The organism is Sphingomonas sp. SFZ2018-12 (assembly GCF_022496715.1).
GTDB lineage: Bacteria > Pseudomonadota > Alphaproteobacteria > Sphingomonadales > Sphingomonadaceae > Sphingomonas.
In genome coordinates, this window is sequence record NZ_WTFM01000001.1 from 1,079,530 (window position 1) to 1,104,431 (window position 24,902).

Here is a 24,902-nt window from a genome sequence, read left to right on the forward strand (position 1 = left end):
TGATGTGCGGAGGCTGAGTAGCCGCAGTGCCGAATTAGCGCGCTGCTACCTAGAGAGCTACCTAGCACAAAAATGCTCTCAATCGCCCGATCCGGCGATCCTAGTATCTGATTGAAAAGTAGGGGGGAAAGTGGTGGACGCACTAGGGCTCGAACCTAGGACCCGCTGATTAAGAGTCAGCTGCTCTACCAACTGAGCTATGCGTCCATGCCGGGGTCGGGGGCGGCGGATGCCGCTTCCGTCGTCGGAAGGCGGGCCGTTAGCATTGCGTGATCGGCAATGCAACGCCCGAAATCAGATTATCGTGCCGGCCTCGGGCGACCTACCAGCGCGGGGTGCGCGCCAAGCGGTTTTCGCGATCGATCGACATCAGGATACCCAGGCAGATCAGGACCGTCATCTGCGCCGATCCGCCCCAGCTGACCAGCGGAAGCGGGATGCCGACGACCGGTGCCAGACCCATCACCATCGCCATGTTGATCGCCATGTAGAAGAAGATCGTCGTCGCCAGCCCGGCCGCGGTCAGCCGCATGAATCGGGTCGAGGCCTGAATCCCCACGCCGACGCCCCAGCGGATCAGGAGGAGGAACGCGACGATCAGGAACAGCCCGCCCATCAGCCCCCATTCCTCCGCCATGGTGGCGAAGACGAAATCGGTGTGTCCTTCGGGCAGATAGTCGAGATGGCTCTGCGTCCCGTTGAGGAAGCCCTTGCCGAACAACCCGCCCGATCCGATCGCGATCTTCGACTGGCTGATGTGATAGCCGGTGCCGAGCGGATCATTTTCGGGGTTGAGGAAGGTAAGCACACGCTTGCGCTGATAATCGTGGAGCAGGAAATTGACCGCCAGCGGCACCGCCAGCGCGAGCCCGAGTGCCCCGCCGATGAAAAGCCGCAGCGGCACGCCGGCCAGGAACATGACCGTCAACCCGCCGGCCACGATCATCAGCGCGGTGCCGAGGTCGGGCTGGAGCATCACCAGCGCGGCCGGAAACCCGATCATCGCGCCCGCGGCCAGGATCGGCGTGAGCTTGCGCGCCTCGCCGGGTGGCTGAAGATCGAAGAACTTGGCGAGCGCCAGGACGATGCCGAGCTTCATCAGCTCGGAGGGCTGAAGCCGGATGAAGCCGAGATCGAGCCATCGCTGGCTGCCCCCCCGCACCGCGCCGAGCAGCTCGACCATGACCAGCAGCAGGATCAGCCCGGCGTAGAGCGGCAGCGCGCCCATCGACCACCACTGCACCGGCACGCGCGACAGCACGAGCGCCATCGCCATGAAGATTGCGAACTTGATCCCCTGCGGTCCGGCCCAGGGGGAAATGCTGCCGCCCGCGGCCGAATAGAGTACGACCAGCCCGAAACCGCCGATCGCGAGGACGAGCAGGATGACGCGCCAGGGTAGCTGCGCAACCGGACGCGGGACATAGGTTAGCGCGTTCACGGTGTCGCCCCCGGGACGCGCGGCGCGGCCGGACTCGCACCGGCAGCGGCGTCTGCAGCGGCAGCGGCCGCCGGGTCCAGCGCGGCGGCCCGGGCCGCGTCATAGGCCGCCTGTTTCTTGGCCATGCGTGCGCCGATGTCGCCCCCCCATTCGGCTTCCAGGGGCGCGAGGATGTCGAGCGCCTTCTGCTTGTCGAACAGATAGGTGAGCACGTCGCGAGCGACCGGGGCGGCGGCGCGCGATCCGCCGACGCCATGCTCGATCACGACCGCGGCGGCATAGATCGGATTGTCGACCGGGGCGAAGCAGATGAACAGCCCGTGGTCACGATACTTCCAGGGCACGTTCAATCCGCCGCGCGCGCCGGCGCTCAAGCGGCGGACCTGCGCGGTGCCGGTCTTCCCGCCCATGCGGATGTCGGGAAAGGGGAGGCGCGACCGCACGGCGGTGCCGTTGCCGTTCACGACCTCGTCCATGCCCGACCGGATGATGGCCAGATGTTCGGCCGGCACGCCGAGCGGGCCATCGGCTTTCCGGTCGGCGACGATCAGGTGCGGCGTCAGCATCTTGCCCGATGCGATGCGTGCCGAGGCGAGCGCGAGCTGAAACGGGCTGGCCAGCACATAGCCCTGGCCGATCGAGGTATTGAGCGTGTCCGCGACCCCCCATTTCTGATCATATTTGCGCAGCTTCCACGCGGCGTCGGGCACGGTGCCATAACGTTGCGACGGTACCGGGAGCGCATGTTCCGCCCCGAAGCCGAGCCGTCGCGCCGCGGCCGCAATCGCCTCGATCCCGACCTCGCGGCCCATGGTATAGAAATAGGTGTTGCAGCTGCGCGCGATCGCCTCGTGCATGCGTACCGAACCGTGCCGCCCCAGGCAGCCGAAACGGCGATTGCCGAGCTGATAGCCGCCGGGACAGAACACGGTGCGCTCGGGATCGATACCCGCGCCGAGCACCGCGAGCGCGGTCGCCGGTTTGAAGGTCGAGCCTGGGGGGTACAGGCCCTGCAGTGACTTGTTGGTCAGCGGCAAATGGTCGTCCTGCGACAACATGCCCCATTCGGCGCGACTGATCCCGTCCGAAAAGCTGTTGGGGTCATAAGCCGGCATCGACGCCATCGCCAGGATGCCGCCGGTGCGACAATCGAATACGACGACCGACCCCGATTCCTCGCCCAGCCGCCGGGCGGCATATTCCTGCAGCCCCAGGTCGACGGTCAGCTTGACTGTCTGGCCCTGACGGTCGGGTCGGGTGGCGAGCTCGCGCACCAGCCGCCCGCGCGCGGTGACCTCGACACGCTTGGCCCCCGGTTCGCCGCGCAGTTGGGGCTCGAGCATCTTTTCCAGCCCGTCCTTGCCCAGCTTGAAGCCCGGCGTGACGAGCAACGGATCCTTGTCCTTCTCGAACTGCTCGGCCGATGCGGCGCCGACATAGCCGACAAGGTGCGCGACCGCTGCCCCGCCGGGATAGTTGCGGGCGAAACCCCGCGTCGGTTCCACGCCCGGCAATTCGGGCAGGCGGACGCTGACCGCGGCAAAGCGTTCCCAGTCGAGATTTTCGGCGACCGGCACCGGTTGAAAGCCCGCGGCGCGCTTCAGGTCGGTCTGGACCTTCTCCAGATCGTCGGCGGTCAGCGCCAGCACCGACTGCAGCAGCCCGAGCACGCGTGGCCGATCGTCCTTGGGCAGACGATCGGGGATGATGTCGACGCGAAAATCGGTCCGGTTGTTGGCGATGGGTGCGCCGTGACGATCGACGATCCAGCCGCGACGCGGCGGCACCAGCGTCAGGTTGACGCGATTGCTTTCGGCGAGCAGCCGATAATGCTCGTTCTCGGCCACCGAGATCCACGCCATCCGTCCGGCCAGCACCACGCCGACGGCGGCCTGTGCGCTCGTCAGGAACATGGCCCGGCGCGAAAAGCTGAACGCCTGCGCGGCTTCGGTGACGATCTTGACCGGGCCGCTCATCGCTCGCGCGCCGGGGTATCGAGTGCTGCGCACAGCCGCGCGGCGAGGGGAAAGCAGGCGATCGACACCACGATCTGGATCAACAGCCAGCTATCGACATGCGCCGTGAAATCGGTCGCGAGCAATCGCCCAGCGATCAGGCAAAACCCGATGGCTGCCGCCGCAATCAGCCAATTCTGCCAAAAATCGCGCCACACAAGGCGTGTGTCTAGCACATCGATGCCCAGAACGCACAGGGCCCACAACAACATCGCGCTGCCCGGCGGCTGACCGCTCAGCAGGTCGTCGAACAGGCCCAGCAGCGGCGGCGCCCAGCGCGGCAGCAGGTCCGCGCGCGTCAGCCGCCAGCCCAGCAGCATCAGCAGCCCGGCGGGCGGCAGCAGCGGCACCGATGCGACGACGGGGAGCACGGTAAGCGCCGATCCAGCCATGATCGACGCTGGCGGCCGCCAGCCGGTGCGACGCGGCAGATCGCTCTCCCACGGCGCGGTGCGACGATCGGTCACGGCGTCGCCCCCGCGGGTGCCGGTGGTGCGGCGGCCTCCGGGAAATAGGCGGGCTGCACGATTGCGATGTCGAGCGCATCGACATTCGCGAAGGGACGCGCGGTCGTGCTGTCGCGCGCCGACCTCAGCACCTGGGCGACCGGCACGCCGGGCGGAAAGATGCCGCCCGCGCCGGAGGTGACGAAGGTGTCGCCCGCCAGCAGGGGGGCGTTGGCGACGCTCGCGCTGCGCACGTCGACCAGGCCGTCGCCACGGCCGACGACGATCGCGGGCAGATTGTCGCGCGCACGGCGGACCGGAACGATGCTCTCCGGATCGATGATCAGCAGGATGCGCGCCGTGTTCAGGCTGGTTTCGATTACTCGGCCGATCAGGCCGTTGGGGCCCAGCACCGGCTGGCCCGCGCGCACGCGCTGGCGCGATCCGGCGTTCAGGGTGGCGAAGCGACGCGTGCTCGATGCCGACGAACTGACCACGCGCGCGGTAACGATGCTCCCCGGAGCGCGATCGCGCACGGCAAGCAGCGCTTTCAGGCGGCGGTTTTCCGCCACCAGCGCGCGCGCGCGCAACACAAGCTGCTCATCGCGCGCCAGCCTGGCGCGGAGCACGCGGTTCTCGCCATGGACGTGAAAATAGGTGCCGATGCTCGCGGGCACGCCGCTGATCCCGTTCCATACCCATCCAGCCGCGTAGGAAACGGGGACGGTGATCTCACGCAACGCCCCGCGGGGCCACGACAGCGCCTGGGGGCTGATGCTGGACAGCAGCAGGAGCACCGCGCCGACCACGGCGCCGGTCGCGAGCAGCACATAGCCGATGAATACGCCATATTGCGCCCGACGCGAGAAACCCGGGCGCCGATCCCGCGGCGGCGCCATTGCTCAGCGCCTTCTCAGACGGAGATGAGGACGCCGCGGAACACCGGGTCCTCCAGCGCGCGTCCGGTGCCCAGCGCGACACAGGTCAGCGGATCCTCGGCTACCGACACGGGCAGCCCGGTCTCGTCGCGCAGCACTTCGTCGATGCCTTCGAGCAGCGCGCCGCCGCCGGTCAGCACGATGCCCTGATCGACGATGTCGGCGGCGAGTTCGGGCGCGGTGTTCTCAAGCGCGATGCGCACCCCTTCGACGATCGTGCCGACCGGCTCGCTCAGCGCCTCGGCGATCTGGCCCTGGTTGATCTGGATTTCCTTGGGCACGCCGTTGACCAGGTCGCGGCCCTTGATGTGGATGGTCAGGCCGATGCCGTCCGCCGGCGGCTTGGCGATGCCGACTTCCTGCTTGATCCGCTCCGCCGTCGCTTCGCCGATCAGCAGGTTGTGGTTGCGGCGCACATAGCTGACGATCGCCTCGTCCATCTTGTCGCCGCCGACGCGCACGCTGGTCGAGTAGGCCAGGCCGCGCAGCGAGAGCACCGCGACTTCGGTCGTGCCGCCGCCGATGTCGACGACCATGCTGCCGATCGGTTCGGTAACGGGCATGTTGGCGCCGATCGCCGCCGCCATCGGTTCCTCGATCAGCCACACCTGGCTCGCGCCCGCGTTGGAGGCGGCGTCGCGGATCGCGCGGCGTTCGACGCTGGTCGAACCCGACGGCACGCAGATCACGATCTGGGGCCAGCGCATGAAGCGACGCTGGCCGTGCACCTTCTGGATGAAATGCTTGATCATCTGTTCGGCGACGTCGATGTCGGCGATCACGCCGTCGCGCAGCGGGCGGATGGCCTCGATCGTGCCGGGCGTCTTGCCCATCATCAGCTTGGCGTCGTCGCCGACCGCCTTGACGCGGCGCACCCCGTTCAGCGTTTCGACCGCCACCACCGAAGGTTCGTTGAGCACCACCCCGCGACCGCGCAGATAGACAACCGTGTTCGCCGTGCCGAGGTCGATCGCCATGTCGTGCGACATGAATTTGAAGAAGCGGGAAAATACCATCGTCGTTCCGTTCCGGTCCGCGCCGTCATGCTGCGCGGGAGTTCGCACAAATTATCAGCCCATATCCCAAAAACCGGACATCTCCGGCCTTGAGAAGACTGGCGGATTCGGGTCGCGGGATGCCGTCGCTTGGGCTAGAGCAACGACCATGTCAATACGCCGCCTGCCCGAACATCTCGTCAATCGCATCGCGGCCGGTGAAGTGGTGGAACGCCCCGCCAGCGCGCTCAAGGAACTGGTCGAGAATGCCATCGACGCCGGGGCGACGCGCATCGCGATCCGGCTCGCGGCGGGGGGCACCGAACTGGTCGAGGTCGCCGACGACGGCTGCGGCATGCGCCCCGACGAGATCGCGCTCGCGCTCGAACGCCACGCGACGTCAAAGCTGCCCGACGAAGCGATCGACGCGGTCACGACGTTGGGCTTTCGCGGCGAGGCGCTGCCCTCGATCGCCAGCGTCGCGCGGCTGACGATCGAAAGCCGGGTGCGCGGCGCGGAGGGCTGGTCGCGCATCGTCGATCACGGCGTCCTGACGGGCGAGGGGCCGGCCGCGCTGCCGCCGGGAACGCGGGTGCGCATGGAGGGATTGTTCGCGCGGGTGCCGGCGCGGCGCAAGTTCCTGCGCTCCGCCCGCGCCGAATATGCCGCCAGCATGGATGTCGTGCGCCGGCTGGCGATGGCGCGGCCCGACATCGCCTTTTCGGTCGAGCATGACGGTCGCCGCGTGCTGGGCACCCAGGCGGGGGAGAGCCGGCTCGATCGCGTCGCGGCGCTGACCGACCGGGCGCTCGCCGACAACAGCATCCTGGTCGACCTGGCGCGCGAGGCGCTGCACCTGACCGGGATTGCCGGGCTGCCGACCTTCAACCGCGGGGTGGCGGATCACCAGTATCTGTTCGTCAACGGGCGGCCGGTGAAGGATCGGCTGCTCGTCGGCGCTTTGCGTGGCGCCTATGCGGAGATGCTGGCGCGCGATCGCCATCCCGTCGTCGCGCTGTTCCTCGACCTGCCGACCGAACTGGTCGACGTCAACGTCCATCCGGCCAAGACCGAGGTGCGCTTCCGCGATCCCGCGCTGGTGCGCGGCCTGATCGTCAGCGGCCTGCGGCGCGCGCTGGACGAGGCGGGTCACCGCAGCGCCCAGCGTGCGGATGCGGGCGCCATGGCGATGTGGCAGCGCGAGGCATCGATGCCCGCGACGTCGTCGGCCGATCCGCTGGCCGGTTGGGACGCGCCGAATGCCGCGTCGCGCCATGCGGTCGCCGATCGTCGGCCGACCTTTTTTGCCTCGCCGCCCCAGGCGCGCGCCGAACCCGCCGATGCGGCACCGTTGCACGCGACGGTGCACCCGCTAGGCGTCGCGCGGGGACAGGTGGCGCGCACCTATATCGTCGCCGAGGCCGACGACGGGCTGGTTCTGGTCGATCAGCACGCCGCGCACGAGCGTCTCGTGCTCGAACGGATGCGACGCGCGATGGCGGATGGCGGGGTGGCGCGTCAGGCGCTGCTGCTGCCCGAGGTCGTCGAGCTCGACGAAATCGCGTGCGACCGGCTGGAAGCACGCGCGGCGGAGCTGCTCGCATTCGGGCTGGAGGTGGAGCGGTTCGGGCCCCGTGCCGTCCTGGTCCGCGCGACCCCGGCGATGCTGGGGCAGGGGGATGTGACCGGCCTCGTCACCGACCTCGCCGACGAACTGGCCGCCTATGACGAGGCGCTGAGCCTCAAGGAACGCCTCGACCATGTCGCGGCGACGATGGCGTGCCACGGATCGGTGCGTGCCGGGCGCGTCCTGTCGGTCGCCGAAATGAACGCGCTGCTGCGCGAGATGGAGGTGACGCCGCATTCGGGCCAGTGCAATCATGGCCGCCCGACCTGGATCAAGCTGGCGCACGGCGACATCGAAAAGCTGTTCGGACGGGCGTGACCGTCAATTGCCGCCGGTCGGCAGCACTGGATTGCCGTCGGGCGTGGCGCTCAGCTTGACGACGCACACCGTGCGCTGGCGCGGATGCGTGCCACACCCCGCCCCGGCAAAGCGATAGCGGCTGGAAAAGACCAGCTGGCGATGACCGCGCCCCGGCACGCCATCATTGACGATGAGCTGGCGCACGACGGCACGGGCGGATCGCTGGCCGTAGGAGATCAACTCCCCCACATAGATGTCGCCGCCGCGCCGTCGCACGCGATCGCCGGGGGTCGATCCGTTGCGCCCGACATGGCCGATCGCGCCGGTCGCGCCCTGATCGTCGGCATGATCGCGCGCCGCAAGATCGAGGATGCGGGCGTCGTCGAGCGCGGGCAGGGGCGGCTGGCGCTCCAGAAAACGGATCGCATCATCGACCGCAGCCACGCCCTCGCGCGTCGACTGTCCCTCCGGATCGTCGGGCGGATAGACCACGCGCCCCTCGAAATACCCGCGATAGTCGCGCAGCTCTTCGGCATAATCGCGCGGATTGGCCCGCGCGAAATTCAGTTCCGCGATGATCGCGCGCTCGATGTCACCGGGCGGCGCGTTGGCGAGCAGCCATGCCGCGCCGATCGCGATGCCAATGACGCCGAAACCCTGCCGCATCCGAACCCCGCCCGCGCGCTTGCTGGCTGACGGGGTTAGCGCGCGCGAGATTTACCGGGGATGACCGGTCCGGGGCAGCTGCACGCAAAAAGCGTGATTGTTCCGCGTGATCGGCGAAAAAATCCTGGAGCGCCTCGCGGAAACCTTTGTCTTCATGCGGCATTGTTGCTGCGAGATGAATGAGGATTGGATCATCCGATGAACAAGCTGTTGCCGATCATCCTGGCGTTGGTGCCGCTCGGCGCGGTCATCAGCGCGTGCGTCATGGCGCCCTGAACCCTCAACGCATTTTCTCGCAAGCATGAAAAAGGGCCGCCCGGATCGCCGGACGGCCCCTTTTTCTTGGTATCGCGTCGGCGTCGGACGATCAGCCCTCGGCTTCGGTCTCCGCTTCGGCCGGGGCGGCTTCCGCCGCGATCTCGCCCGGCTCGGCATTGGGATCGTAATCCTCGGTGAAGCCGGCCTCGTCCTTCTCGAACATCGCCGCCATCACGTCGACGCCCTGCGCCTGCATGTCGGCCTCTTCCGGCGAACGGGCGACATTGACCTTGATCGTCACCGCGACCTCGGGGTGGAGACCCAGCTTGACCTCGTACAGACCAATCGCCTTGATCGGACGGTCGAGCACGATCTGGCTCTTGTTGACCTTGTGCCCGTCGGCGACCAGCGCGTCGACCAAGTCGCGAACCGCGACCGAGCCATAGAGCTGGCCGGTGTTCGACGACTGGCGGATCAGCGTGACCGAAACGCCGTCGAGCGTCTTGGCTTCCTTTTCCGCCTCGGTGCGGCGCGCGGCGTTGTCCGCCTCGATCCGCTCGCGATTGGCCTCGAACACCTTGCGGTTGGCATCGTTGGCGCGCAGCGCCTTCTTGCGCGGCAGCAGGTAGTTGCGGGCAAAGCCGTCCTTGACCTTGACCACGTCGCCGATGGCGCCGAGCTTTTCGACGCGTTCCAGCAGAATCACTTCCATCGGACTGCCTCCCTTACTTCACGATATAGGGCAGCAGGCCCAGATGACGGGCGCGCTTTATGGCCTGGGCCAGCTCGCGCTGCTTCTTGGCGCTCACCGAGGTGATGCGCGACGGGACGATCTTGCCGCGCTCGGACACGAAGCCCTGCAGCAGACGGACATCCTTGTAATCGATCCGCGGCGCGTCCTTCGCACTGAAGGGGCAGCTCTTGCGGCGGCGGAAAAACGGTCGTGCCATGTGTCTGCTCCTTACTCGCCGTCAAAGCCATCGCGGTCGCGGCGCGGACGATCACCGCCGCCGCCACGATCGTCACGATCCCGCCGACGCTCACGGTCGCGGTCGCCCTTGCGCATCATCACCGACGGACCCTGCTCGAGCTCGTCGACCTTGACGGTCATGTAGCGGATCACGTCTTCGTTGATCGCGGTCTGGCGCTCCAGCTCGGCAACGACGCCCGCGGGGCCGTCAATTTCGAGCATCACATAATGCGCCTTGCGGTTCTTCGCGATGCGATAGGCAAGCGAACGAAGACCCCAGGTCTCGGTCTTGACGACCTTGCCCTGCATATCCTCGACGATCTTGGTTGCGGCTTCCGCCAGCGCGTCCACCTGCGCCTGTGCCAGATCCTGGCGCGCAAGGAACACGTGCTCGTAAAGAGCCATGTCTTGTACCTTCTCTTGGCCGATCGCTGACGCCGCCCCGTGCGGACGCCCCTCCGGCTGTCGTCTCAAGCTTGTCCGGGCCGACGGCGCGATGCCGCGAGCCCGGGAACGGCGCTCATACAGATTTGGGGGCAAAAGGCAAGCGCGCCGCTCAGGCAGGCGCGGGCCCGTCATATTCGATCGCGCGTGCCGCGGCGCCGGACAGGATGAAGCCGATCGGACGCTCGCTTTCCTCCTGAAGATGGCCGATCAGGCTGGCGGTGCGTGCCAGCAGGGAAATGCCCTTGAGCGCGCCGAGCGGGAAGCCGACGTCGAGCATCACCGCCGGGATCGCCCCGTTGACGTTGATCGGCAGCGCGCGGCCCAGCACCGCCGGCAGCGCTGCGTGCAGCGCGCGCAGCATTTCGATGTGCGGTCCCGCCAGGCCATGATCGTCCGCCAGCGCCAGCAGCAGGTTCGCGCGCGGATCGCCGCTGCTGTGCTGGGGATGGCCGAAGCCCGGGATCGCGCGCTTGTCGCGGCGAAGCTCGGCGATGCCCGCGGCCGCCACCGTGTCGACGCCTTCCCCATCCGCGGCTGCACGCGCGACCAGGTCGGCATAGAAGCGGCCGGCGACCTCCGCGCTGCCCAGCACGACCGATCCGCAGCCCAGCAACCCGGCGGCGACCGCGCCGTGAAACGCCTCGGGCGCGGCGGCATAGGTCATGCGCGCCGCGACGACGCTGGGTACCAGGCCGTGTTCGGCAATCGCCGCCAGTACCGCGTCGGCGAAGAACTTCTGGGTCGCCGTCGGCATCTCGCCGGTGACGAGCAGCCAGAAGTAGCTGGTGAAGTCGACCTTGCCGATCAGTTCGCCGCACAGGTCGCGGCCGCGAACGGTGATCCGTTCGGCATCCGACGTGCAGATGGCGGAAAAGGGCGCGTCCTGTTTCCCGATACGCATCGCTGGGTTCCTCAGCCTTGGCCGGGCATTGCCGACTTTTCGATCTCACAAAACTTCGTAATGCGAAGTTGATTTCGTATATCGAACTTTCTATGCTTATCGGGTCAGGAGATGTCAACATGGCCACGCCGCTCGCCAACGTCACCGTCTTGGAAATGGGCACGTTCATCACGGGCCCTGCGGCGGGAATGCTCTTGGCCGATCTGGGTGCCGATGTCATCAAGGTCGAGCGGCCGGATGGCGGCGACCCGTTCCGGGCGTTCCGGGGCGGGCTGTATAGCCCGCATTTCCAGACCTATAACCGAAACAAGCGATCGATCACGCTCGACACGCGCGACGCTGACGACTTGGCCGCATTCGACCGGATGGTCGCGGATGCCGACATCTTCATCCAAAATTTCCGGCCCGGCGTCGCCCAGCGGCTGAACGTCGATCCCGATCGCCTGCGCGCGATCAACCCGCGGCTGATCTATGTGTCGATCTCCGGCTTCGGGTCGAGCGGCCCGGACCGCGACCGCCCCGCGTTCGACACCGTTGCACAGGCGGCGAGCGGTTTTCTGCGCCTGCTGCTCAACCCGGCGAACCCGCGGGTCGTGGGACCGGCGCTGGCGGATGCGATCACGGGCTTCTATGCCGCACAGGGCGCGCTCGCGGCCTTGCACGAGCGGACGACCACCGGGCGGGGACGCCTGGTCGAACTGTCGATGTTCGAGGCGATGACGCATTTCAACCTCGACGATTTCACCCATTATTTCTCGCAAGGGGAGGTGATGGGCCCGTACAGTCGGCCGAACGTGTCGCAATCCTATGTCTTCCAGTGCGCCGACGGCAGCTGGATCGCGCTGCACATGTCTTCGCCGCCCAAATTCTGGGAAAGCCTTGCCGAAGCGATCGGCGCCCCGGACATGCTGGCGCGACCCGAATTTGCCAGCCGCGACGCGCGGATCGCCAATTACGAGCAGGTCGCGGCGTTCCTCGCGCCGCGTTTTGCCATGCGTCCCCGCGCCGAATGGTGCGAAGTCCTGGCGCAGTTCGAAGTGCCGCATTCCGCGGTCCACACCGCGCCCGAGGTCGTGGCAACGCCGCAGGCGGTGGATCTCGGCCTCTGCGTCGAGGATCCGTCGGGCCCGCATGGTCGGTTTCGCACCATCCGCTCGCCGATCAGCTTCGACGGCGAGACGATGCGCAGCGTCACCGCGCCGCCGGTGCTGGGCCAGCACAATGACGAGCTGCTTGGCGACCGCCACCGCGCCGACGCGGCGGAATGAGGCATCCGGGCAGGGTTCGGCGCGGGCAGCTTGCCTGCCGCAGCGCGCCCGGCTAGCGCGGAAGGCATCATGGAAAAGCCCGTGCGGCCGGCCAAGGACGGCGAATATCTCTCCACCCTCGATCGCGGCCTGAAGGTCCTGCGGTCGTTCGACGCCGCGCGCCCGGAAATGCAGCTGAGCGAGGTGGCGGCCGCGACCGGGCTGAGTCCGGCGGTTGCGCGGCGGTGCCTCAACACGCTGGTCCAGCTCGGCTATGTCGCCCAGCACGGTCGCAAGTTCCTGTTACGGCCCGAGGTGCTGTCCTTCGGCACCGCGTATCTGTCGTCGATGAACGTCGAGCAGGTCGTGCTGCCGCCGCTCCAGAACCTGCGCGACATTACAGGCGACAGCGCATCGATGGCGGTACTGTCCGGTTCCGACATCCTGTATGTCGCGCATGTCTCGACCCAGCGACACATTCGCCTGGGTGCGACGGTCGGCACGCGTTTTCCGCTCCATGCGACCTCGCTCGGCAAGGTGCTGATGGCATGCCAGCCCGAGGACGCGATCGCCAAATTCCTGGCGACGACCGATTTCCAGCGCTTCACCGAACGCACCGTCACCGATCGCGACGCGCTTCGGGCGCGGCTGAATCAGGTCCTGGCGAATGGCTATGATTCCGCGCTCGACGAGCTCGACTACGGCATCGTGTCGGTCGCGGTCCCCGTGTTCGATGCCAGCCGCCGCGCAATCGCAGCGATCAACTGCTCGACCTCGACGACGCGGATTTCGCAGGACGAGCTGGTGCGGACCCGCCTGCCGCTGCTGCGCGAGGCGGCGATCGAAATCGGCGCTGCGCTGCAACGCTGGCCGACGCTTCTCCGCTCGCTCCAATAGCCTCTTCACCAGACCGCCACATGGCAATCGATTGAGCCGGTCACCCCGGCTCGACGCTAGTCCGATATTGCCAAAACTTCGTATATCGAAGTTGACTTCGACAATCGAAGTGCTTAGCGTCGCGAACAGGACCGGGGCGTGCCTGTGGGCGCGATGACATAATGCCCGGCGATCTCGGGGAGAGGAGCAGGCGCATGCGGGCACTTTCGAAAAGGGCATTCTGGGCGGCGTCGATGCCGGCCATGCTGATCGCGGCAATCCAGCCCGCTTACGCGCAGGCTCAGGAAACCCCTGCCGCCGACGCACCCGCCGCTGAGGAGGGCGAAATCGTCGTCACCGCGTTGCGGCGCGACGCGAAGCTTCAGGACACGCCCGCGGCGATCACCGCCTTCAACGCGGACCTGATCGAGGATGCGGGGATCGACAAGGCGGCCGACTTCATCGGGCTGACGTCGAACGTTCAGCTGATCGAAACGCAGAATGCGGGTAACGCCTTCGTCATCATCCGCGGCATCACCCAGAACCGGAATTCGGAACCCTCGGTCGCGGTGGTCGTCGATGGTGTCCAGCAGGTCAATGCCGCCCAGTTCAGCCAGGAGCTGTTCGATATCGAGCAGATCGAGGTGCTGAAGGGACCGCAGGGCGGCCTTTACGGCCGCAACGCGATCGGCGGCGCGATCATCATCAACACCAAGCAGCCGACCGACCAGTTCGAGGGCCGCGTATTCGCCGGCATCGACAATGGTTTCGGCTACACGCTGCGCGCCGGCGTCTCGGGGCCGATCAGCGACACGCTGCGTTTCCGCCTGTCGGGGTCGTATCGCGACACCGAAGGCTATATCCCCAACACCTTCCTGGGCGAGGACGCCGATCCGCTCGAGGACATCTCGCTGCGCGGCAAGCTGTTGTGGACGCCGACGCCCGAGCTGACCGTCGACCTGCGCGCCTCGCTCTCGCTGCTGCGGACCCAGGCGCTCTATTACAACATCGTCGCCGACGTGAACGACACCAGCCTGCCGGTGCGGGTCAATAACGCCGGCCAGAACGACCGCGACATCTACAACGTCTCGGCCAAGGTCGATTACGAGGCCGATTGGGGCTCGATCACCTCGGTCACGTCCTATGACACGTTGAGCGAAATTCTGACCGGCGACGCCTTCAACTTCCTGCCGATCCCCGAATCGCTGTTCTTCGCGATCTTCGGCTTCGACCTCAACCAGAGCCAGTTTCTGGATGTGGAAGCGATCAGTCAGGACCTGCGGATCCAGTCGCCGACCGGCCGCGCGTTCGAATGGTCGGTGGGCGGCTATTTCATCGACACCAATCGCTATATCTCGACCGGTAACATGATCGATACCGGGGCGGGGGTGTTCCCGGTGTTCCGGACGCCCAGCACCAATCCGGCCAACCCGCAATTCTCCTTCCTGGCGGATTCGCAAAGCAATTTCGCCTGGGCGATCTATGCGAATGCGGGGTACAAATTCTCGGACGCGCTGCGCATCGACGCGTCGCTGCGCTACGACCGCGACCGTCGCCGCAACACGACGCTGACGCCGCCCGGGTTCATTCCGGTCGTGCCCGGCTTTCCCGCCGGGACGACGGGCGAGGTGCGGCGCGAGACGTTCGATGCCTGGCAGCCCAAGGTGACGTTGACCTACAAGCCGGTCGACAATGTGACGTTGTATGGCGGCTACAGCCGCGGCTTCCGGTCGGGCGGGTTCAATCAGACCGGCGTGGGCGCGGTCGCGGCGGGGACGGGCGTGGTCGGGGTTGCCGACATCTATGAGGCGGAGACTGCCGACACGTTCGAGATCGGGGCGAAATCGACGCTGTTCGGCCGGGTGCTGACCCTCAATGCCAGCGCCTATACGACAAAGTCGGAGAATGGCTATTTCTTCGTCTTTCTCGCGGCGAACTCGACGCAGAACCTGGGCAATGTGCCCGAGGTGCGGCTGAAAGGCTTCGAGGTCGACGGCACGCTCCGCCCCGCGCGCGGGCTGGATATCAATTTCGGGCTCGGCGTCACCTATAGCGAGATCAAGGCGTTTCCGGACCCGACCGTGATCGGCAACGAGGCGCCGTTCATCTCGCGCTATTCGATCAACCTCGGCACGCAGTACGAAACGCGGCTGGGTGCGGGTGACCTGAAGGGACGGTTGCGCGTCGATTACAGCCGTACCGGCCGCACCTGGTTCGACGTCCCCAATTCGACCAGCCGCGATCCGGTCGATCTCGTCAATGCGCGCCTGACGATCGACGGCGGTGCCTGGTCGCTGACGGGCTTTGCGGACAATCTGTTCGACGAACGCTATAATGCCGAATTCTCGCCGGGTGGCTTCGTGTTCAAGGCGCGGCCGCGCATCTATGGCATGGAAGCGACGTACAAATTCTGACTTGCCGGCCGCCGCGTGGTCCCCTTCACACGCGGCGGCCGGTTCCGGAGCAAGGGAGCCGAGCCGATGACGATCCTGGTCAACCGATTGCACCACACCGCCTACACGACCCGCGATCTCGAAAAGACGCGCGCATTTTATGAGGACGTCCTCGGCTTCCCGCTGGTCGCGACCTATTGCGAGAAGGACGAGCTGTTCGGGAAGGAGCGCGTCTACTGCCATTGCTTCTTCGCGATGAAGGACGGCAGCGCGCTCGCCTTTTTCCAGTTCGCGGACCCGGCCGACGCCGACGAATTCAGCCCGCCGATCCCGGAATCGCCGTTCCACCACATCGCGCTTCAGGTCGATGTCGACGCGCAGGCCGAGATCGAGCGGCGGATCGCCGCGGCAGGCATCGTGGAGCCGCAGACCTATGTGCTCGAGCACGGCTATTGCCGGTCGGTCTATGTCAAGGATCCCAACAACATGATCCTGGAATTCACCTGCGACGCGCCCGAGGCGCTGGCGGACGAACCCGAACTGCGCGCGAAGGCGCACCGCGAGCTGGAACGCTGGCTGGCCGGCGACCATTCGAACAACAACCGCTTCCGCCACGTCGAGGCGGCATGAGTGGTGCGCTCGGCGCTGGCTGAGCCGCCCGGCGTGGCGTGGTGAGCGGGCCGGAAGCCCGGCTGGGCGGCGTGACGCGATGGGTCGGCGTCGCGGGCGGCCGGATCGCGGTCGAGGTGTCGGGAACGGGGCCGGCGCTGATCCTCCTGCACGGCTGGACGCTCGATCGGCGGATGTGGGCCGCGCAGCATGGTGCCCTGTCGTCCAGGTTCCAGATGGTCACGCTGGATCGCCGCGGCTTCGGCCAGTCGACTGCGCCCTTTGCGCCCTCGCATGAAGGCGACGACATTGTGCGGATCGCCGACGCGCTGGGTTTGGATGGCTTCGCGTTGATCGGCATGTCGCAGGCAGGCAGCGCCGCGATCCTCTGCGCGCGCCACTATCGCGACCGCGTCGCGGCGCTGGTGCTGCAGGGAATCTCGCTTGCCGACGTGCCCGATACCGGGCCGGAGGACGAGCGCATTCCGCTCGACAGCTACACGCGCTGGGCGCGCGCCGGGCGGCTGGGCGATCTCCGCGCGCACTGGCAACGCCATGCGCTGATGGCGGGCCTGTCGGGGGCGAGCCGGGATCGATGCATGGCCATGCTGGTCGATTATGACGCGCGCGACCTGATCGCGCCGGCCGGCCCGGGCGCACCCGGCGCGGGGCGGGACGATGTGCGCGACCTGCCGATGCCGGTGCTGGCGATCACGGGCGCGCGCGATACGGCGTGGCGGCGGCAGGTGACGCAGGCGGCGGGCAGCTGCGCGCCGGATGGCCGCGCCGTCCTGATTCCCGGAGCCGGCCACCTGTGCAACATGACCCACCCCGAAGCCTATAATGCCGAGGTGAAGGCGTTCCTGCTCACCGCCGCCGCGCACCACGCCGCCGCCTGAACCCGCCCCCAATCCTCTTCCCCGCATGACTGGAGCCCGCCATGTCTTCGCCTGACCGCTTCCTGACCACGCACGTCGGCAGCTTGCCCCGGCCCGAGGCGCTGGTGTCGATCATGTTCGCGCGCGAGGACGGGTTGCCGCTCGATCCCGCCGCGGTCGCTGACGCGATCGACGATGCGACCCGGCGGATCGTCGCCAGGCAGGTGGAGGCGGGCATCGACATCGTGAATGACGGCGAGATGTCGAAGCCGAGCTATGCGACCTATATCAAGGATCGGCTGACCGGGTTCGGCGGCACCGGGACGAGCTACGTCTTTCAGGACATCGAGGACTTTCCCGCCACCAAGGCACGGATTTTCGACGATCCGGGCCGCAAGCATCGCCGCACCCCGGCGTGCGACGCGCCGATCACGGTCAAGGACATGGAGGCGCCGCGGCTGGACGCACAGCGGCTCAATGCGGTGCTGGCGGATCATCCGGGCCACCGGCCGTTCATGAGCGCGGCGTCGCCGGGCGTGACGACACTGTTCTTCCGCAACGATTATTACGATCGCCACGAAGACTATCTGTTCGCGGTCGCCGATGCGCTGCGCCATGAATATGAGACGATCGCGGCGGCCGGGATCACCCTGCAGATCGACTGCCCCGACCTGGCGATGGGCCGGCACACCCAATATGCCGATCTGACCCTCACCCAGTTCCGCGACCGCATGGCGCTGCATGTCGAGGCGATCAACCGCGCGACCGCGAACATCCCGCCCGAACAGCTGCGGATGCACCTATGCTGGGGCAATTACCCGGGGCCGCACCATTGCGATGTGCCGCTCGCCGACATCATCGATCGGGTATGGGAGGCGCGGCCACGCTACCTGTTGTTCGAGGCCGCAAACCCGCGCCATGCGCACGAATATACCGTGTTTCAGGATGTGCGGCCGCCCGAGGGCAAGGTGCTGGTCCCCGGCGTCATCGAATGCCAGTCGAACTATATCGAGCATCCGGAGCTGATCGCCCAGCGCATCGGTCGCTATGCCGATCTGGTCGGGCGCGACAGCGTGATGGCCGGGGTCGATTGCGGCTTTTCGATCCATGTCGGATCGGGCGGGGTCGAACCCGACCTGGTCTGGGCGAAGCTGGCGGCGTTGAGCGAGGGCGCCCGGATCGCATCATCACGCTATTGGTGAAATCGCTTCGCGCATCGGCACCGCGTCGCTTCGCACTTGAACCCGGGGGCGGTTCGGCCCTAACCGCACCGGCCAGTCGAACGGGAGCATCACATGCGCGCATTCATCTTTCCGGGCCAGGGCAGCCACGCCGTTGGCATGGGCAAGGCGATCGCCGACGCCAGCCCGGCGGCGCGCGAGGTCTTCCAGGAAGTCGACGATGCGCTCGGCCAGCACCTGTTCCGGTTGATGTGCGAGGGGCCAGGGGCGGACCTGACCCTGACCGAAAACGCCCAGCCCGCGATCATGGCCAATGCCATCGCGGTGCTGCGCGTGCTTGAGCGCGAGGGCAATGTCCGCCTCGCCGAAAAGGCCGATTTCGTCGCCGGCCACAGCCTGGGTGAGTATAGCGCATTGTGCGCGGCGGACGCGCTCGACCTGTCGACGACGGCGCGCCTGCTCAAGCTGCGCGGCCGGGCGATGCAGGCCGCGGTGCCGGTCGGCGAAGGCGCGATGGCCGCGCTGCTCGGCGCCGACCTTGTCAAGGCGCGCGCAATCGCCGACGCAGCCGCGCAGGGCGATGTGCTGGCGGTCGCCAACGACAATGATCCCGGGCAGGTGGTGATTTCTGGCGTTCACGCCGCAGTCGAGCGCGCGCTCCCGATTGCCAAGGGCCTCGGGGCCAAGCGCGCGGTACTGCTGCCCGTGTCCGCGCCCTTTCATTCGCCGCTGATGCAGCCGGCCGCCGATGCGATGGCCGAAGCGCTGGCGAATGCCGACCTGCGCGCGCCACTGGTCCCGCTCTATGCCAATGTGACCGCGGCACCCGTCGCCGATGCGGACACGATCCGCACGCTGCTGGTCGAGCAGGTGACGGGCATGGTGCGCTGGCGCGAAAGCGTGCTGGCGATGCATGCGGGCGGCGTCACCCACCTCGTCGAGCTGGGCGGCAAGGTGCTGGCCGGCATGGTCAAGCGCACCGCGCCCGAACTGGATTGCGTCAGCGTGGTGTCGATGGCCGATATCGAGGAACTGCTGAAGCGGCTTTAGAAAAAGAGGAATCGCGCAAAGGCGCGAAGGCGCTAAGAGGCGTCTCGATGATTGATGTCGAGCATCTCGCCACCGCCGTCGTGGATACGTCCTTGCGCATTCATCGTCAGCTTGGTCCGGGCCTGTTGGAGACCGTTTATGAGACCGTGCTGGCGAAGGCGCTCGAACGCGAAGGCTATCGAGTAACGCGGCAAGTGCCGATCAGCATCGAGTTTGAAGAGCTACATTTCGAGGCCGCCTTTCGAATCGACATTCTCGTTGAGGATGCCCTGATCGTCGAGGTGAAGTCGCTCGAGTGATTAAGTCCGGTCCATGCGAAGCAGCTGCTGACTTATCTCCGTCTTACGGGGCGATCGCTCGGCCTTCGCGTCAACTTCGGCGGGGAGACCTTGAAGGAAGGTGTGCGACGGATCGTCAACAATCACATCGCCTTCGCGTCTTCGCGCCTTTGCGTGAATCAGAATAATAGGAGTGAATGATGTTCGATTTGTCTGGCATGACCGCACTGGTGACCGGCGCATCGGGGGGAATCGGATCGGCGATCGCGCGCGCGCTGGCGGGGCAGGGAGCACGGCTGGCGCTTTCGGGTTCGAACGTGGCCAAACTCGACGCGTTTCGCGCCGAACTGGGTGGCGATCACGTCGCGCTCGCCTGTGACTTGTCCGACGTAGCGGCGGTCGACGCGCTGGTGCCCCAGGCGGTCGAGGCGCTGGGCGGGCGGCTCGACATCCTCGTCAACAATGCCGGCGTGACGCGCGACAACCTGTCGATGCGGATGAAGGACGAGGAATGGGACCAGGTGATCCGCGTCAACCTGGAGGCCGCGTTCCGGCTTTGCCGTGCCGCAGCGCGCCCGATGATGAAGGCGCGGTTCGGCCGCATCATCTCGATCACCTCGGTGGTCGGCGCGACCGGCAATCCCGGCCAGGCCAATTATGCGGCGTCGAAGGCCGGGCTGACCGGCATGTCGAAGGCGCTGGCGCAGGAACTGGCGAGCCGCAACGTCACGGTCAATTGCGTGGCCCCGGGCTTCATTCGTTCGGCGATGACCGATGCGCTGCCCGATGCGCAAAAGGATGCGCTGATGGGGCGTATCCCGGCGGGCAGGCTGGGCGAGGGCGACGATGTCGGAGCCGCGACGGTCTATCTGGCCAGCCGCGAGGCGGCTTATGTTACCGGGCAAACCCTGCACGTGAATGGCGGTATGGCGATGCTGTAAGCCGCGGCGCGACGCTTCCGGCGGTCATCAGCCGGCGCGTGGCGATCAGCAGCACCGCGACGATCGCGATGAGGTTGAGCGGCACGCCGCTCACTTCCGCGAATTGCCGGCCGATCAGCGGTGCCGCATAGGCAAGCGCAAGCGCCGACCGCTCATAGCGTCGCCAGCCGTAGCGCCGGGCCTGCTCCGCCAGAAAGGCGATCGCCATGCCGAGCGCAACCATGTCGTAATCGAACGCATAGGGGGTGGCGATCAGCACCGCGGGAATGACGACCGCGCCGCGCAGCGGGGCGGGCGCCCGGGCCGCCATCACGACAAGCGCGGCGGCCAGGACTATGGCGGTGCTCTGGACGCTCCAGGCAAGCCCCGCCGAACCGCCGTTGAGCAGGATGGCGGCATAGGGCGTGATCATCTTCGCCGGGCCGGTCTGCGCCTCGCCGATCACGACGTCGCGGGTCAGGCCGATCGAGGTCGCGAAGGCGGGCCACACGTCCGGCCCGAGCACGACGATCGGCACGGCATAGAGCGTCAGCACGGTCAGCGTCGCCACCCATGCCACGCGCCACTGCCCGCCGGCGATCAGCAAGAGCGGCAGCAGAAAGCCGAATTGCGGCTTGTAGGCGATCAGGCCGATCAGCACCCCGGCGAGGTTTGGATGGCGGTCGAGTGCGAGCATGGCGCCGCCGAGCAATGCGGCGGTCAGGAAACCGTTCTGGCCATGCCCCAGGCAAACGAACACGGCGGGAAAACCGAGCGCGATCGGCAATGTCCAGCGTCCCGGCGCGACGCGCAGCACGACCGCAAGTGCCAGCGCCGCCGTCACCCCCTGCCACGCGACCAATGCGACGAGATAGGGCATCAGCGCGAGCAGCGCCGCAACCATCAGGAAGGGCGGGGGATAGTGCCAGCCGTAAAAGGGCACGTCGGCGCGCCCGTGCAGTGCCTGTTGAGCGGCATAGTGTTGCGGCCAGTCCCAGACGGCGGCGGCATGGCCATCCAGCGCCATCCGTCCGGCAGCATAGACATTGGAAAAGTCCGTCCCGATCGGGCGACCCATCCAGTCGAGCGTGCCCGACGCGGTGATTAGCAGCGAAAGCAGCGACGCCGTGGTGACGGCGAACGACACGAGCGCCAGCCGCCGTGCGCGCTGCGCGGTCAGCCAGCGACCGTCCGCAATCCTGTCCAATGCCCCCGTCACCCGACAAATATGACCGACCAGGGTTAACGGATGGCAAACCGCCGCTTTTGTCGGCCGATTGCCCCGGGCTGGGCGGCGGGACTTGCCACCGCGCCAACGGCGTTCTAGGTGCGATTCCGAGTTTCTAGCCAGATTGAAGAGGAACAGGGAATGAGCGAGACTGCCGATCGCGTGAAGAAGATCGTCGTCGAGCATCTCGGTGTCGAAGCCGAGAAGGTGACCGAGGATGCGAGCTTCATCGACGATCTGGGCGCCGACAGCCTCGACATCGTCGAATTGGTGATGGCGTTCGAGGAAGAATTCAGCGTCGAGATTCCGGAAGAAGCCGCCGAGAAGATCACGACCGTCAAGGACGCGATCAGCTACATCGACAGCCATCAGGGCTGAGCGCGGAACGGATTGACCCCGGCCCCGATACGGGCCGGGATGACATGAGACGGCTTCCCGCACCCGGGCAAATCAGGGGCGGGGGGCCGTTTGTCGTTACTGGATTGAAGGACGGAGAATCGGGATGCGCCGTGTTGTCGTGACCGGTCTGGGTCTGGTCACCCCGCTGGGGGCCGAAGTGGAAACCGCATGGCGGAACCTGATCGCGTCGAAATCCGGCGCGGGCACGATCACGCGCTTCGACGCGACCGACTATCACACCAACTACGCCTGCGAAGTGAAGCCGGCCGACCATGAATATGGCTTCGATCCCGGCAAGCGTGTCGACCACAAGGTGCAGCGCCAGGTCGACCCATTCATCGTCTATGGCATCGACGCCGCCGGCCAGGCGCTGGAGGATGCCGGGTTGACCGACATGCCCGAGGAGGACCGGCTGCGTGCCGGCTGCTCGATCGGGTCGGGCATCGGCGGCCTGCCGGGCATCGAGAGCGAATCGCTGGTGCTGGCCGAACGCGGACCCAAGCGCGTGTCGCCCCACTTCGTCCATGGCCGGCTGATCAACCTGATCTCGGGCCAGGTCAGCATCAAATACGGGCTGATGGGCCCAAATCACGCGGTCGTCACCGCATGTTCGACCGGCGCGCATTCGATCGGCGACGCCGCGCGGATGATCGCGATGGACGACGCCGATGTCATGCTGGCGGGCGGTGCGGAGGGCGCGATCTGTCCGATCGGCATTGCCGGTTTTGGCCAGGCGCGCGCACTGTCGACCGGCTTTCGCGACGATCCGTCGCGTGCCAGCCGCCCCTATGACCGCGACCGCGACGGCTTCGTCATGGGCGAAGGCGCAGGCGTCATCGTGCTCGAGGAATATGAGCGCGCCAAGGCGCGCGGCGCGAAAATCTATGCCGAGGTGATCGGCTATGGCCTGTCGGGCGACGCCTATCACGTTACCGCGCCGCATCCCGAGGGATCGGGGGCGTTCCGCGCGATGCAGATGGCGATGCGCAAGTCCGGCCTCAGCCTGTCCGATATTGACTATGTCAACGCGCACGGCACGTCCACGCCGCTGGGCGACGAGCTCGAGCTGGGCGCGGTGCGTCGCCTGTTCGGCAACGCGATCGAGACGATGTCGATGAGCTCGACCAAGTCGGCGATCGGCCATCTGCTCGGCGGGGCCGGCGCGGTGGAGAGCATCTTCTGCATCCTCGCGATGCGCGACCAGATCGTGCCGCCGACGCTCAACCTCGATAACCCGAGCGAGAATTGCGAAGGCGTCGACCTCGTCCCGCACGTCGCCAAGGAGCGGCGGGTGAAGGCGGTGCTCAACAACAGCTTCGGTTTCGGCGGTACCAACGCCAGCCTGGTGATGCGGGCGATCTGATCGCCGGATAGAGTGGGTCGATGCGCAGGCTTGGCTGTTTCGGACTTGTCCTCGTCCTCGCGCTGGTCGCCGGCGTGGCGCTCGCGCTGAACAGCTGGCGCGGCGCGGGACCGCTGGAGGCAAACACGACCGTCCTGATTGCACGCGGGTCCAGCCTGTCGGGTGCGGCGAGCGCGCTCGAACGGGCTGGCGCCGTCACGTCCGCGCGCCGTTTCGTCCTGCTCGCCCGCGTGCTGGGCGACGACACCGCGATCCAGGCGGGCGAGTATCGCCTCGCCAAGGGTATGAGCCAGGCAGAGATCCTGAACCTGCTCCAGCGCGGCGAGACACTGCAGCGGCTGGTGCGCGTGCCCGAGGGCTGGCCGTCCGTCATGGTGCATGACGCGGTGATGAAGGCGCCGCAGCTGACCGGAAGCGTGGCGGTGCCGGCGGAGGGCTCGGTGCTGCCCGACAGCTACAGTTATCAGCGCGGCGACACGCGCGCCGAGGTGGTCGGGCGGATGCAGGCGGCGATGACCCGCTACCTGGCCGAAGCCTGGAAGCGCCGCAAGCCGGCCACGGCCGTCAGGACACCGCAGGAGGCGATCATTCTCGCCTCGATCGTCGAGAAGGAAACCGGCAAGCCCGAGGAACGGCGCAGGGTCGCGGCGGTCTATTCCAACCGGCTGCGAATGGGCATGCCGCTCCAGGCCGACCCGACCGTCATCTATCCGGTCACCAGGGGGCGTCCGCTCGGCCGCCGCATCCTGCGCTCCGAACTGCGTGCGCAGAATGGCTACAACACCTACGCGATGGTGGGTCTTCCGGTCGGGCCGATCGCCAATCCGGGGCGCGAGAGCATCGACGCAGTGCTCGATCCGGCGGACAGCGATGCGCTTTATTTCGTGGCTGACGGCACGGGCGGGCATGTCTTCGCCCGCACGCTGGCGGAGCACAACGCCAATGTCGCCAAGTGGCGCGCGATCCGGCGGGCGCGGGGCGAGATCTGAACGATCAGCCGAGCAGTGCGATGATGTCCGGGCGCAGCCCGGCCCAGCACCGATGCGCATCGCGCGCCCAGGCTTCGACCATCTCCACGTGACGCGCGGGCGGCGCTGCCGCGACCTCCGCAGTCGTGATGGCAAAGGGCTGATGGGCCGGCAGAAGCGGAAACTCGCGATGGGCGAGCGCGGAAAGCAGCTTTCGCGCTTCGGCATGGTCGGCTCCCCGCTCGAAGATCACGAACAGGGCTGCCGCGTGGATCCATACCGATTGCCGCGCACGCCGGTCGTCGGGATCGCCGGGATGCTGGACGGCATAGGCGTCGACGGTCAGCCGGTGCACGGCCTGAAATAATGGCGGCTGTTCATATTCGCGCGCCAACACCTCGCCATAGGTCGCCCAGCATCCGGCACTCCCCAGCATATAGGGATGCGTCGCCCCGGGGCGGTCGGCTGAAAACATGCCGCCGCAGCCCTGACAGGGGGCGCGCATCAT

At 67.0% G+C, this 24,902-nt stretch carries 24 protein-coding genes, 1 tRNA gene and 1 pseudogene; 13 read left to right on the top strand and 13 right to left on the bottom strand.

Annotated features, from left to right (window positions below):
• Positions 1-131: 131 nt before the first annotated feature.
• The 6 genes from GO308_RS04945 to GO308_RS04970 form a co-directional block, all read right to left on the bottom strand.
• A tRNA-Lys gene (locus GO308_RS04945) sits at positions 132-207 on the bottom strand.
• Positions 208-322: 115 nt separating this feature from the next.
• Positions 323-1,441: a rod shape-determining protein RodA gene (gene rodA, locus GO308_RS04950; RefSeq protein WP_066479228.1), complete on the bottom strand. Its 1,119-nt coding sequence runs from the start codon at positions 1,439-1,441 to the stop codon at positions 323-325.
• Positions 1,438-3,417 (bottom strand): penicillin-binding protein 2, encoded by a 1,980-nt coding sequence (gene mrdA, locus GO308_RS04955; protein WP_066673146.1) that lies wholly within the window; start codon positions 3,415-3,417, stop codon positions 1,438-1,440. The genes rodA and mrdA overlap by 4 nt, the downstream gene beginning before the upstream one ends.
• Positions 3,414-3,923, bottom strand: coding sequence for a rod shape-determining protein MreD (locus GO308_RS04960; protein WP_066546216.1), 510 nt, complete (start codon positions 3,921-3,923; stop codon positions 3,414-3,416). Before GO308_RS04960 ends, mrdA begins: the two co-directional genes overlap by 4 nt.
• Positions 3,920-4,801, bottom strand: coding sequence for a rod shape-determining protein MreC (mreC, locus tag GO308_RS04965; RefSeq protein ID WP_240884216.1), 882 nt, complete (start codon positions 4,799-4,801; stop codon positions 3,920-3,922). The genes GO308_RS04960 and mreC overlap by 4 nt, the downstream gene beginning before the upstream one ends.
• A 14-nt stretch (positions 4,802-4,815) precedes the next feature.
• Complete coding sequence (locus GO308_RS04970; RefSeq protein ID WP_066479234.1) at positions 4,816-5,856, bottom strand: rod shape-determining protein; 1,041 nt, start codon at positions 5,854-5,856, stop codon at positions 4,816-4,818.
• A gap of 148 nt (positions 5,857-6,004) precedes the next feature.
• Here GO308_RS04970 and mutL point away from each other — a divergent pair, with 148 nt between their 5' ends.
• Positions 6,005-7,780 (top strand): DNA mismatch repair endonuclease MutL, encoded by a 1,776-nt coding sequence (gene mutL / locus GO308_RS04975; RefSeq protein WP_240884218.1) that lies wholly within the window; start codon positions 6,005-6,007, stop codon positions 7,778-7,780.
• A gap of 3 nt (positions 7,781-7,783) precedes the next feature.
• Here mutL and GO308_RS04980 read toward each other — a convergent pair whose 3' ends face one another.
• The 5 genes from GO308_RS04980 to GO308_RS05000 form a co-directional block, all read right to left on the bottom strand.
• Complete coding sequence (locus GO308_RS04980; protein WP_240884220.1) at positions 7,784-8,428, bottom strand: CAP domain-containing protein; 645 nt, start codon at positions 8,426-8,428, stop codon at positions 7,784-7,786.
• Positions 8,429-8,795: 367 nt separating this feature from the next.
• Positions 8,796-9,398, bottom strand: a complete 603-nt coding sequence (rplI, locus tag GO308_RS04985) for a 50S ribosomal protein L9 (protein WP_066479241.1) — start codon at positions 9,396-9,398, stop codon at positions 8,796-8,798.
• 13 nt (positions 9,399-9,411) lie between these two features.
• Positions 9,412-9,636, bottom strand: coding sequence for a 30S ribosomal protein S18 (rpsR, locus tag GO308_RS04990; RefSeq protein ID WP_010543816.1), 225 nt, complete (start codon positions 9,634-9,636; stop codon positions 9,412-9,414).
• A gap of 11 nt (positions 9,637-9,647) precedes the next feature.
• A complete protein-coding gene (gene rpsF, locus GO308_RS04995) occupies positions 9,648-10,061 on the bottom strand; it encodes a 30S ribosomal protein S6 (RefSeq protein WP_066479243.1) in 414 nt (137 codons plus the stop codon).
• 151 nt (positions 10,062-10,212) lie between these two features.
• Complete coding sequence (locus GO308_RS05000) at positions 10,213-11,004, bottom strand: citryl-CoA lyase (protein ID WP_240884221.1); 792 nt, start codon at positions 11,002-11,004, stop codon at positions 10,213-10,215.
• A gap of 119 nt (positions 11,005-11,123) precedes the next feature.
• On the opposite strand from GO308_RS05000, the gene GO308_RS05005 reads away from it, so the two are divergent.
• The 9 genes and pseudogenes from GO308_RS05005 (at position 11,124) to fabG (ending at position 20,457) form a co-directional block, all read left to right on the top strand.
• Complete coding sequence (locus GO308_RS05005) at positions 11,124-12,272, top strand: CoA transferase (RefSeq protein ID WP_240884223.1); 1,149 nt, start codon at positions 11,124-11,126, stop codon at positions 12,270-12,272.
• A 69-nt stretch (positions 12,273-12,341) separates the two neighbouring features.
• Complete coding sequence (locus tag GO308_RS05010) at positions 12,342-13,148, top strand: IclR family transcriptional regulator C-terminal domain-containing protein (RefSeq protein WP_240884225.1); 807 nt, start codon at positions 12,342-12,344, stop codon at positions 13,146-13,148.
• A 194-nt stretch (positions 13,149-13,342) separates the two neighbouring features.
• Positions 13,343-15,541, top strand: coding sequence for a TonB-dependent receptor (locus tag GO308_RS05015; protein WP_240884227.1), 2,199 nt, complete (start codon positions 13,343-13,345; stop codon positions 15,539-15,541).
• Positions 15,542-15,607: 66 nt separating this feature from the next.
• Positions 15,608-16,150, top strand: a complete 543-nt coding sequence (locus GO308_RS05020) for a VOC family protein (RefSeq protein WP_066479256.1) — start codon at positions 15,608-15,610, stop codon at positions 16,148-16,150.
• A gap of 41 nt (positions 16,151-16,191) precedes the next feature.
• The gene (locus GO308_RS05025) at positions 16,192-17,028 is read left to right on the top strand and encodes an alpha/beta hydrolase (RefSeq protein ID WP_240884230.1); all 837 of its coding nucleotides are present in this window, start codon (positions 16,192-16,194) and stop codon (positions 17,026-17,028) included.
• A 41-nt stretch (positions 17,029-17,069) separates the two neighbouring features.
• A complete protein-coding gene (locus GO308_RS05030) occupies positions 17,070-18,209 on the top strand; it encodes a cobalamin-independent methionine synthase II family protein (protein ID WP_066479260.1) in 1,140 nt (379 codons plus the stop codon).
• 93 nt (positions 18,210-18,302) lie between these two features.
• Positions 18,303-19,238, top strand: a complete 936-nt coding sequence (fabD, locus tag GO308_RS05035) for an ACP S-malonyltransferase (protein WP_240884232.1) — start codon at positions 18,303-18,305, stop codon at positions 19,236-19,238.
• A 47-nt stretch (positions 19,239-19,285) separates the two neighbouring features.
• Positions 19,286-19,717 (top strand): annotated as a pseudogene (locus tag GO308_RS05040) (GxxExxY protein).
• Entirely contained in the window at positions 19,717-20,457 is a 741-nt protein-coding gene (gene fabG, locus GO308_RS05045; protein WP_240884234.1) for a 3-oxoacyl-[acyl-carrier-protein] reductase, read from the top strand. The pseudogene GO308_RS05040 and the gene fabG overlap by 1 nt, the downstream one beginning before the upstream one ends.
• Here the strand turns inward: fabG and GO308_RS05050 are convergent.
• Positions 20,411-21,655, bottom strand: a complete 1,245-nt coding sequence (locus GO308_RS05050; protein WP_240884236.1) for a glycosyltransferase family 87 protein — start codon at positions 21,653-21,655, stop codon at positions 20,411-20,413. The genes fabG and GO308_RS05050 overlap by 47 nt on opposite strands.
• A gap of 150 nt (positions 21,656-21,805) precedes the next feature.
• Between GO308_RS05050 and GO308_RS05055 the strand changes: the two genes are divergently transcribed.
• From GO308_RS05055 to mltG, 3 genes are all read left to right on the top strand, one after another.
• A complete protein-coding gene (locus GO308_RS05055; RefSeq protein ID WP_066479272.1) occupies positions 21,806-22,042 on the top strand; it encodes an acyl carrier protein in 237 nt (78 codons plus the stop codon).
• A gap of 124 nt (positions 22,043-22,166) precedes the next feature.
• On the top strand, positions 22,167-23,426 hold the full coding sequence (gene fabF / locus GO308_RS05060) for a beta-ketoacyl-ACP synthase II (protein WP_240884238.1): 1,260 nt from the start codon (positions 22,167-22,169) through the stop codon (positions 23,424-23,426).
• A gap of 20 nt (positions 23,427-23,446) precedes the next feature.
• Positions 23,447-24,415: an endolytic transglycosylase MltG gene (gene mltG / locus GO308_RS05065; protein WP_240884239.1), complete on the top strand. Its 969-nt coding sequence runs from the start codon at positions 23,447-23,449 to the stop codon at positions 24,413-24,415.
• A gap of 4 nt (positions 24,416-24,419) precedes the next feature.
• Here the strand turns inward: mltG and GO308_RS05070 are convergent, their stop codons facing one another.
• Complete coding sequence (locus tag GO308_RS05070) at positions 24,420-24,902, bottom strand: DUF5946 family protein (RefSeq protein WP_066673983.1); 483 nt, start codon at positions 24,900-24,902, stop codon at positions 24,420-24,422.

Bases quoted from the DNA above. Each gene is read 5' to 3' on its own strand.
- mrdA (WP_066673146.1), bottom strand. From the start codon at position 3,417: ATGAGCGGCCCGGTCAAGATCGTCACCGAAGCCGCGCAGGCGTTCAGC.
- mreC (WP_240884216.1), bottom strand. From the start codon at position 4,801: ATGGCGCCGCCGCGGGATCGGCGCCCGGGTTTCTCGCGTCGGGCGCAA.
- GO308_RS04970 (WP_066479234.1), bottom strand. From the start codon at position 5,856: ATGGTATTTTCCCGCTTCTTCAAATTCATGTCGCACGACATGGCGATC.
- mutL (WP_240884218.1), top strand. From the start codon at position 6,005: ATGTCAATACGCCGCCTGCCCGAACATCTCGTCAATCGCATCGCGGCC.
- GO308_RS04980 (WP_240884220.1), bottom strand. From the start codon at position 8,428: ATGCGGCAGGGTTTCGGCGTCATTGGCATCGCGATCGGCGCGGCATGG.
- rplI (WP_066479241.1), bottom strand. From the start codon at position 9,398: ATGGAAGTGATTCTGCTGGAACGCGTCGAAAAGCTCGGCGCCATCGGC.
- rpsR (WP_010543816.1), bottom strand. From the start codon at position 9,636: ATGGCACGACCGTTTTTCCGCCGCCGCAAGAGCTGCCCCTTCAGTGCG.
- rpsF (WP_066479243.1), bottom strand. From the start codon at position 10,061: ATGGCTCTTTACGAGCACGTGTTCCTTGCGCGCCAGGATCTGGCACAG.
- GO308_RS05000 (WP_240884221.1), bottom strand. From the start codon at position 11,004: ATGCGTATCGGGAAACAGGACGCGCCCTTTTCCGCCATCTGCACGTCG.
- GO308_RS05005 (WP_240884223.1), top strand. From the start codon at position 11,124: ATGGCCACGCCGCTCGCCAACGTCACCGTCTTGGAAATGGGCACGTTC.
- GO308_RS05010 (WP_240884225.1), top strand. From the start codon at position 12,342: ATGGAAAAGCCCGTGCGGCCGGCCAAGGACGGCGAATATCTCTCCACC.
- GO308_RS05015 (WP_240884227.1), top strand. From the start codon at position 13,343: ATGCGGGCACTTTCGAAAAGGGCATTCTGGGCGGCGTCGATGCCGGCC.
- GO308_RS05020 (WP_066479256.1), top strand. From the start codon at position 15,608: ATGACGATCCTGGTCAACCGATTGCACCACACCGCCTACACGACCCGC.
- GO308_RS05030 (WP_066479260.1), top strand. From the start codon at position 17,070: ATGTCTTCGCCTGACCGCTTCCTGACCACGCACGTCGGCAGCTTGCCC.
- fabD (WP_240884232.1), top strand. From the start codon at position 18,303: ATGCGCGCATTCATCTTTCCGGGCCAGGGCAGCCACGCCGTTGGCATG.
- fabG (WP_240884234.1), top strand. From the start codon at position 19,717: ATGTTCGATTTGTCTGGCATGACCGCACTGGTGACCGGCGCATCGGGG.
- GO308_RS05055 (WP_066479272.1), top strand. From the start codon at position 21,806: ATGAGCGAGACTGCCGATCGCGTGAAGAAGATCGTCGTCGAGCATCTC.
- fabF (WP_240884238.1), top strand. From the start codon at position 22,167: ATGCGCCGTGTTGTCGTGACCGGTCTGGGTCTGGTCACCCCGCTGGGG.
- mltG (WP_240884239.1), top strand. From the start codon at position 23,447: ATGCGCAGGCTTGGCTGTTTCGGACTTGTCCTCGTCCTCGCGCTGGTC.
- GO308_RS05070 (WP_066673983.1), bottom strand. From the start codon at position 24,902: ATGATGCGCGCCCCCTGTCAGGGCTGCGGCGGCATGTTTTCAGCCGAC.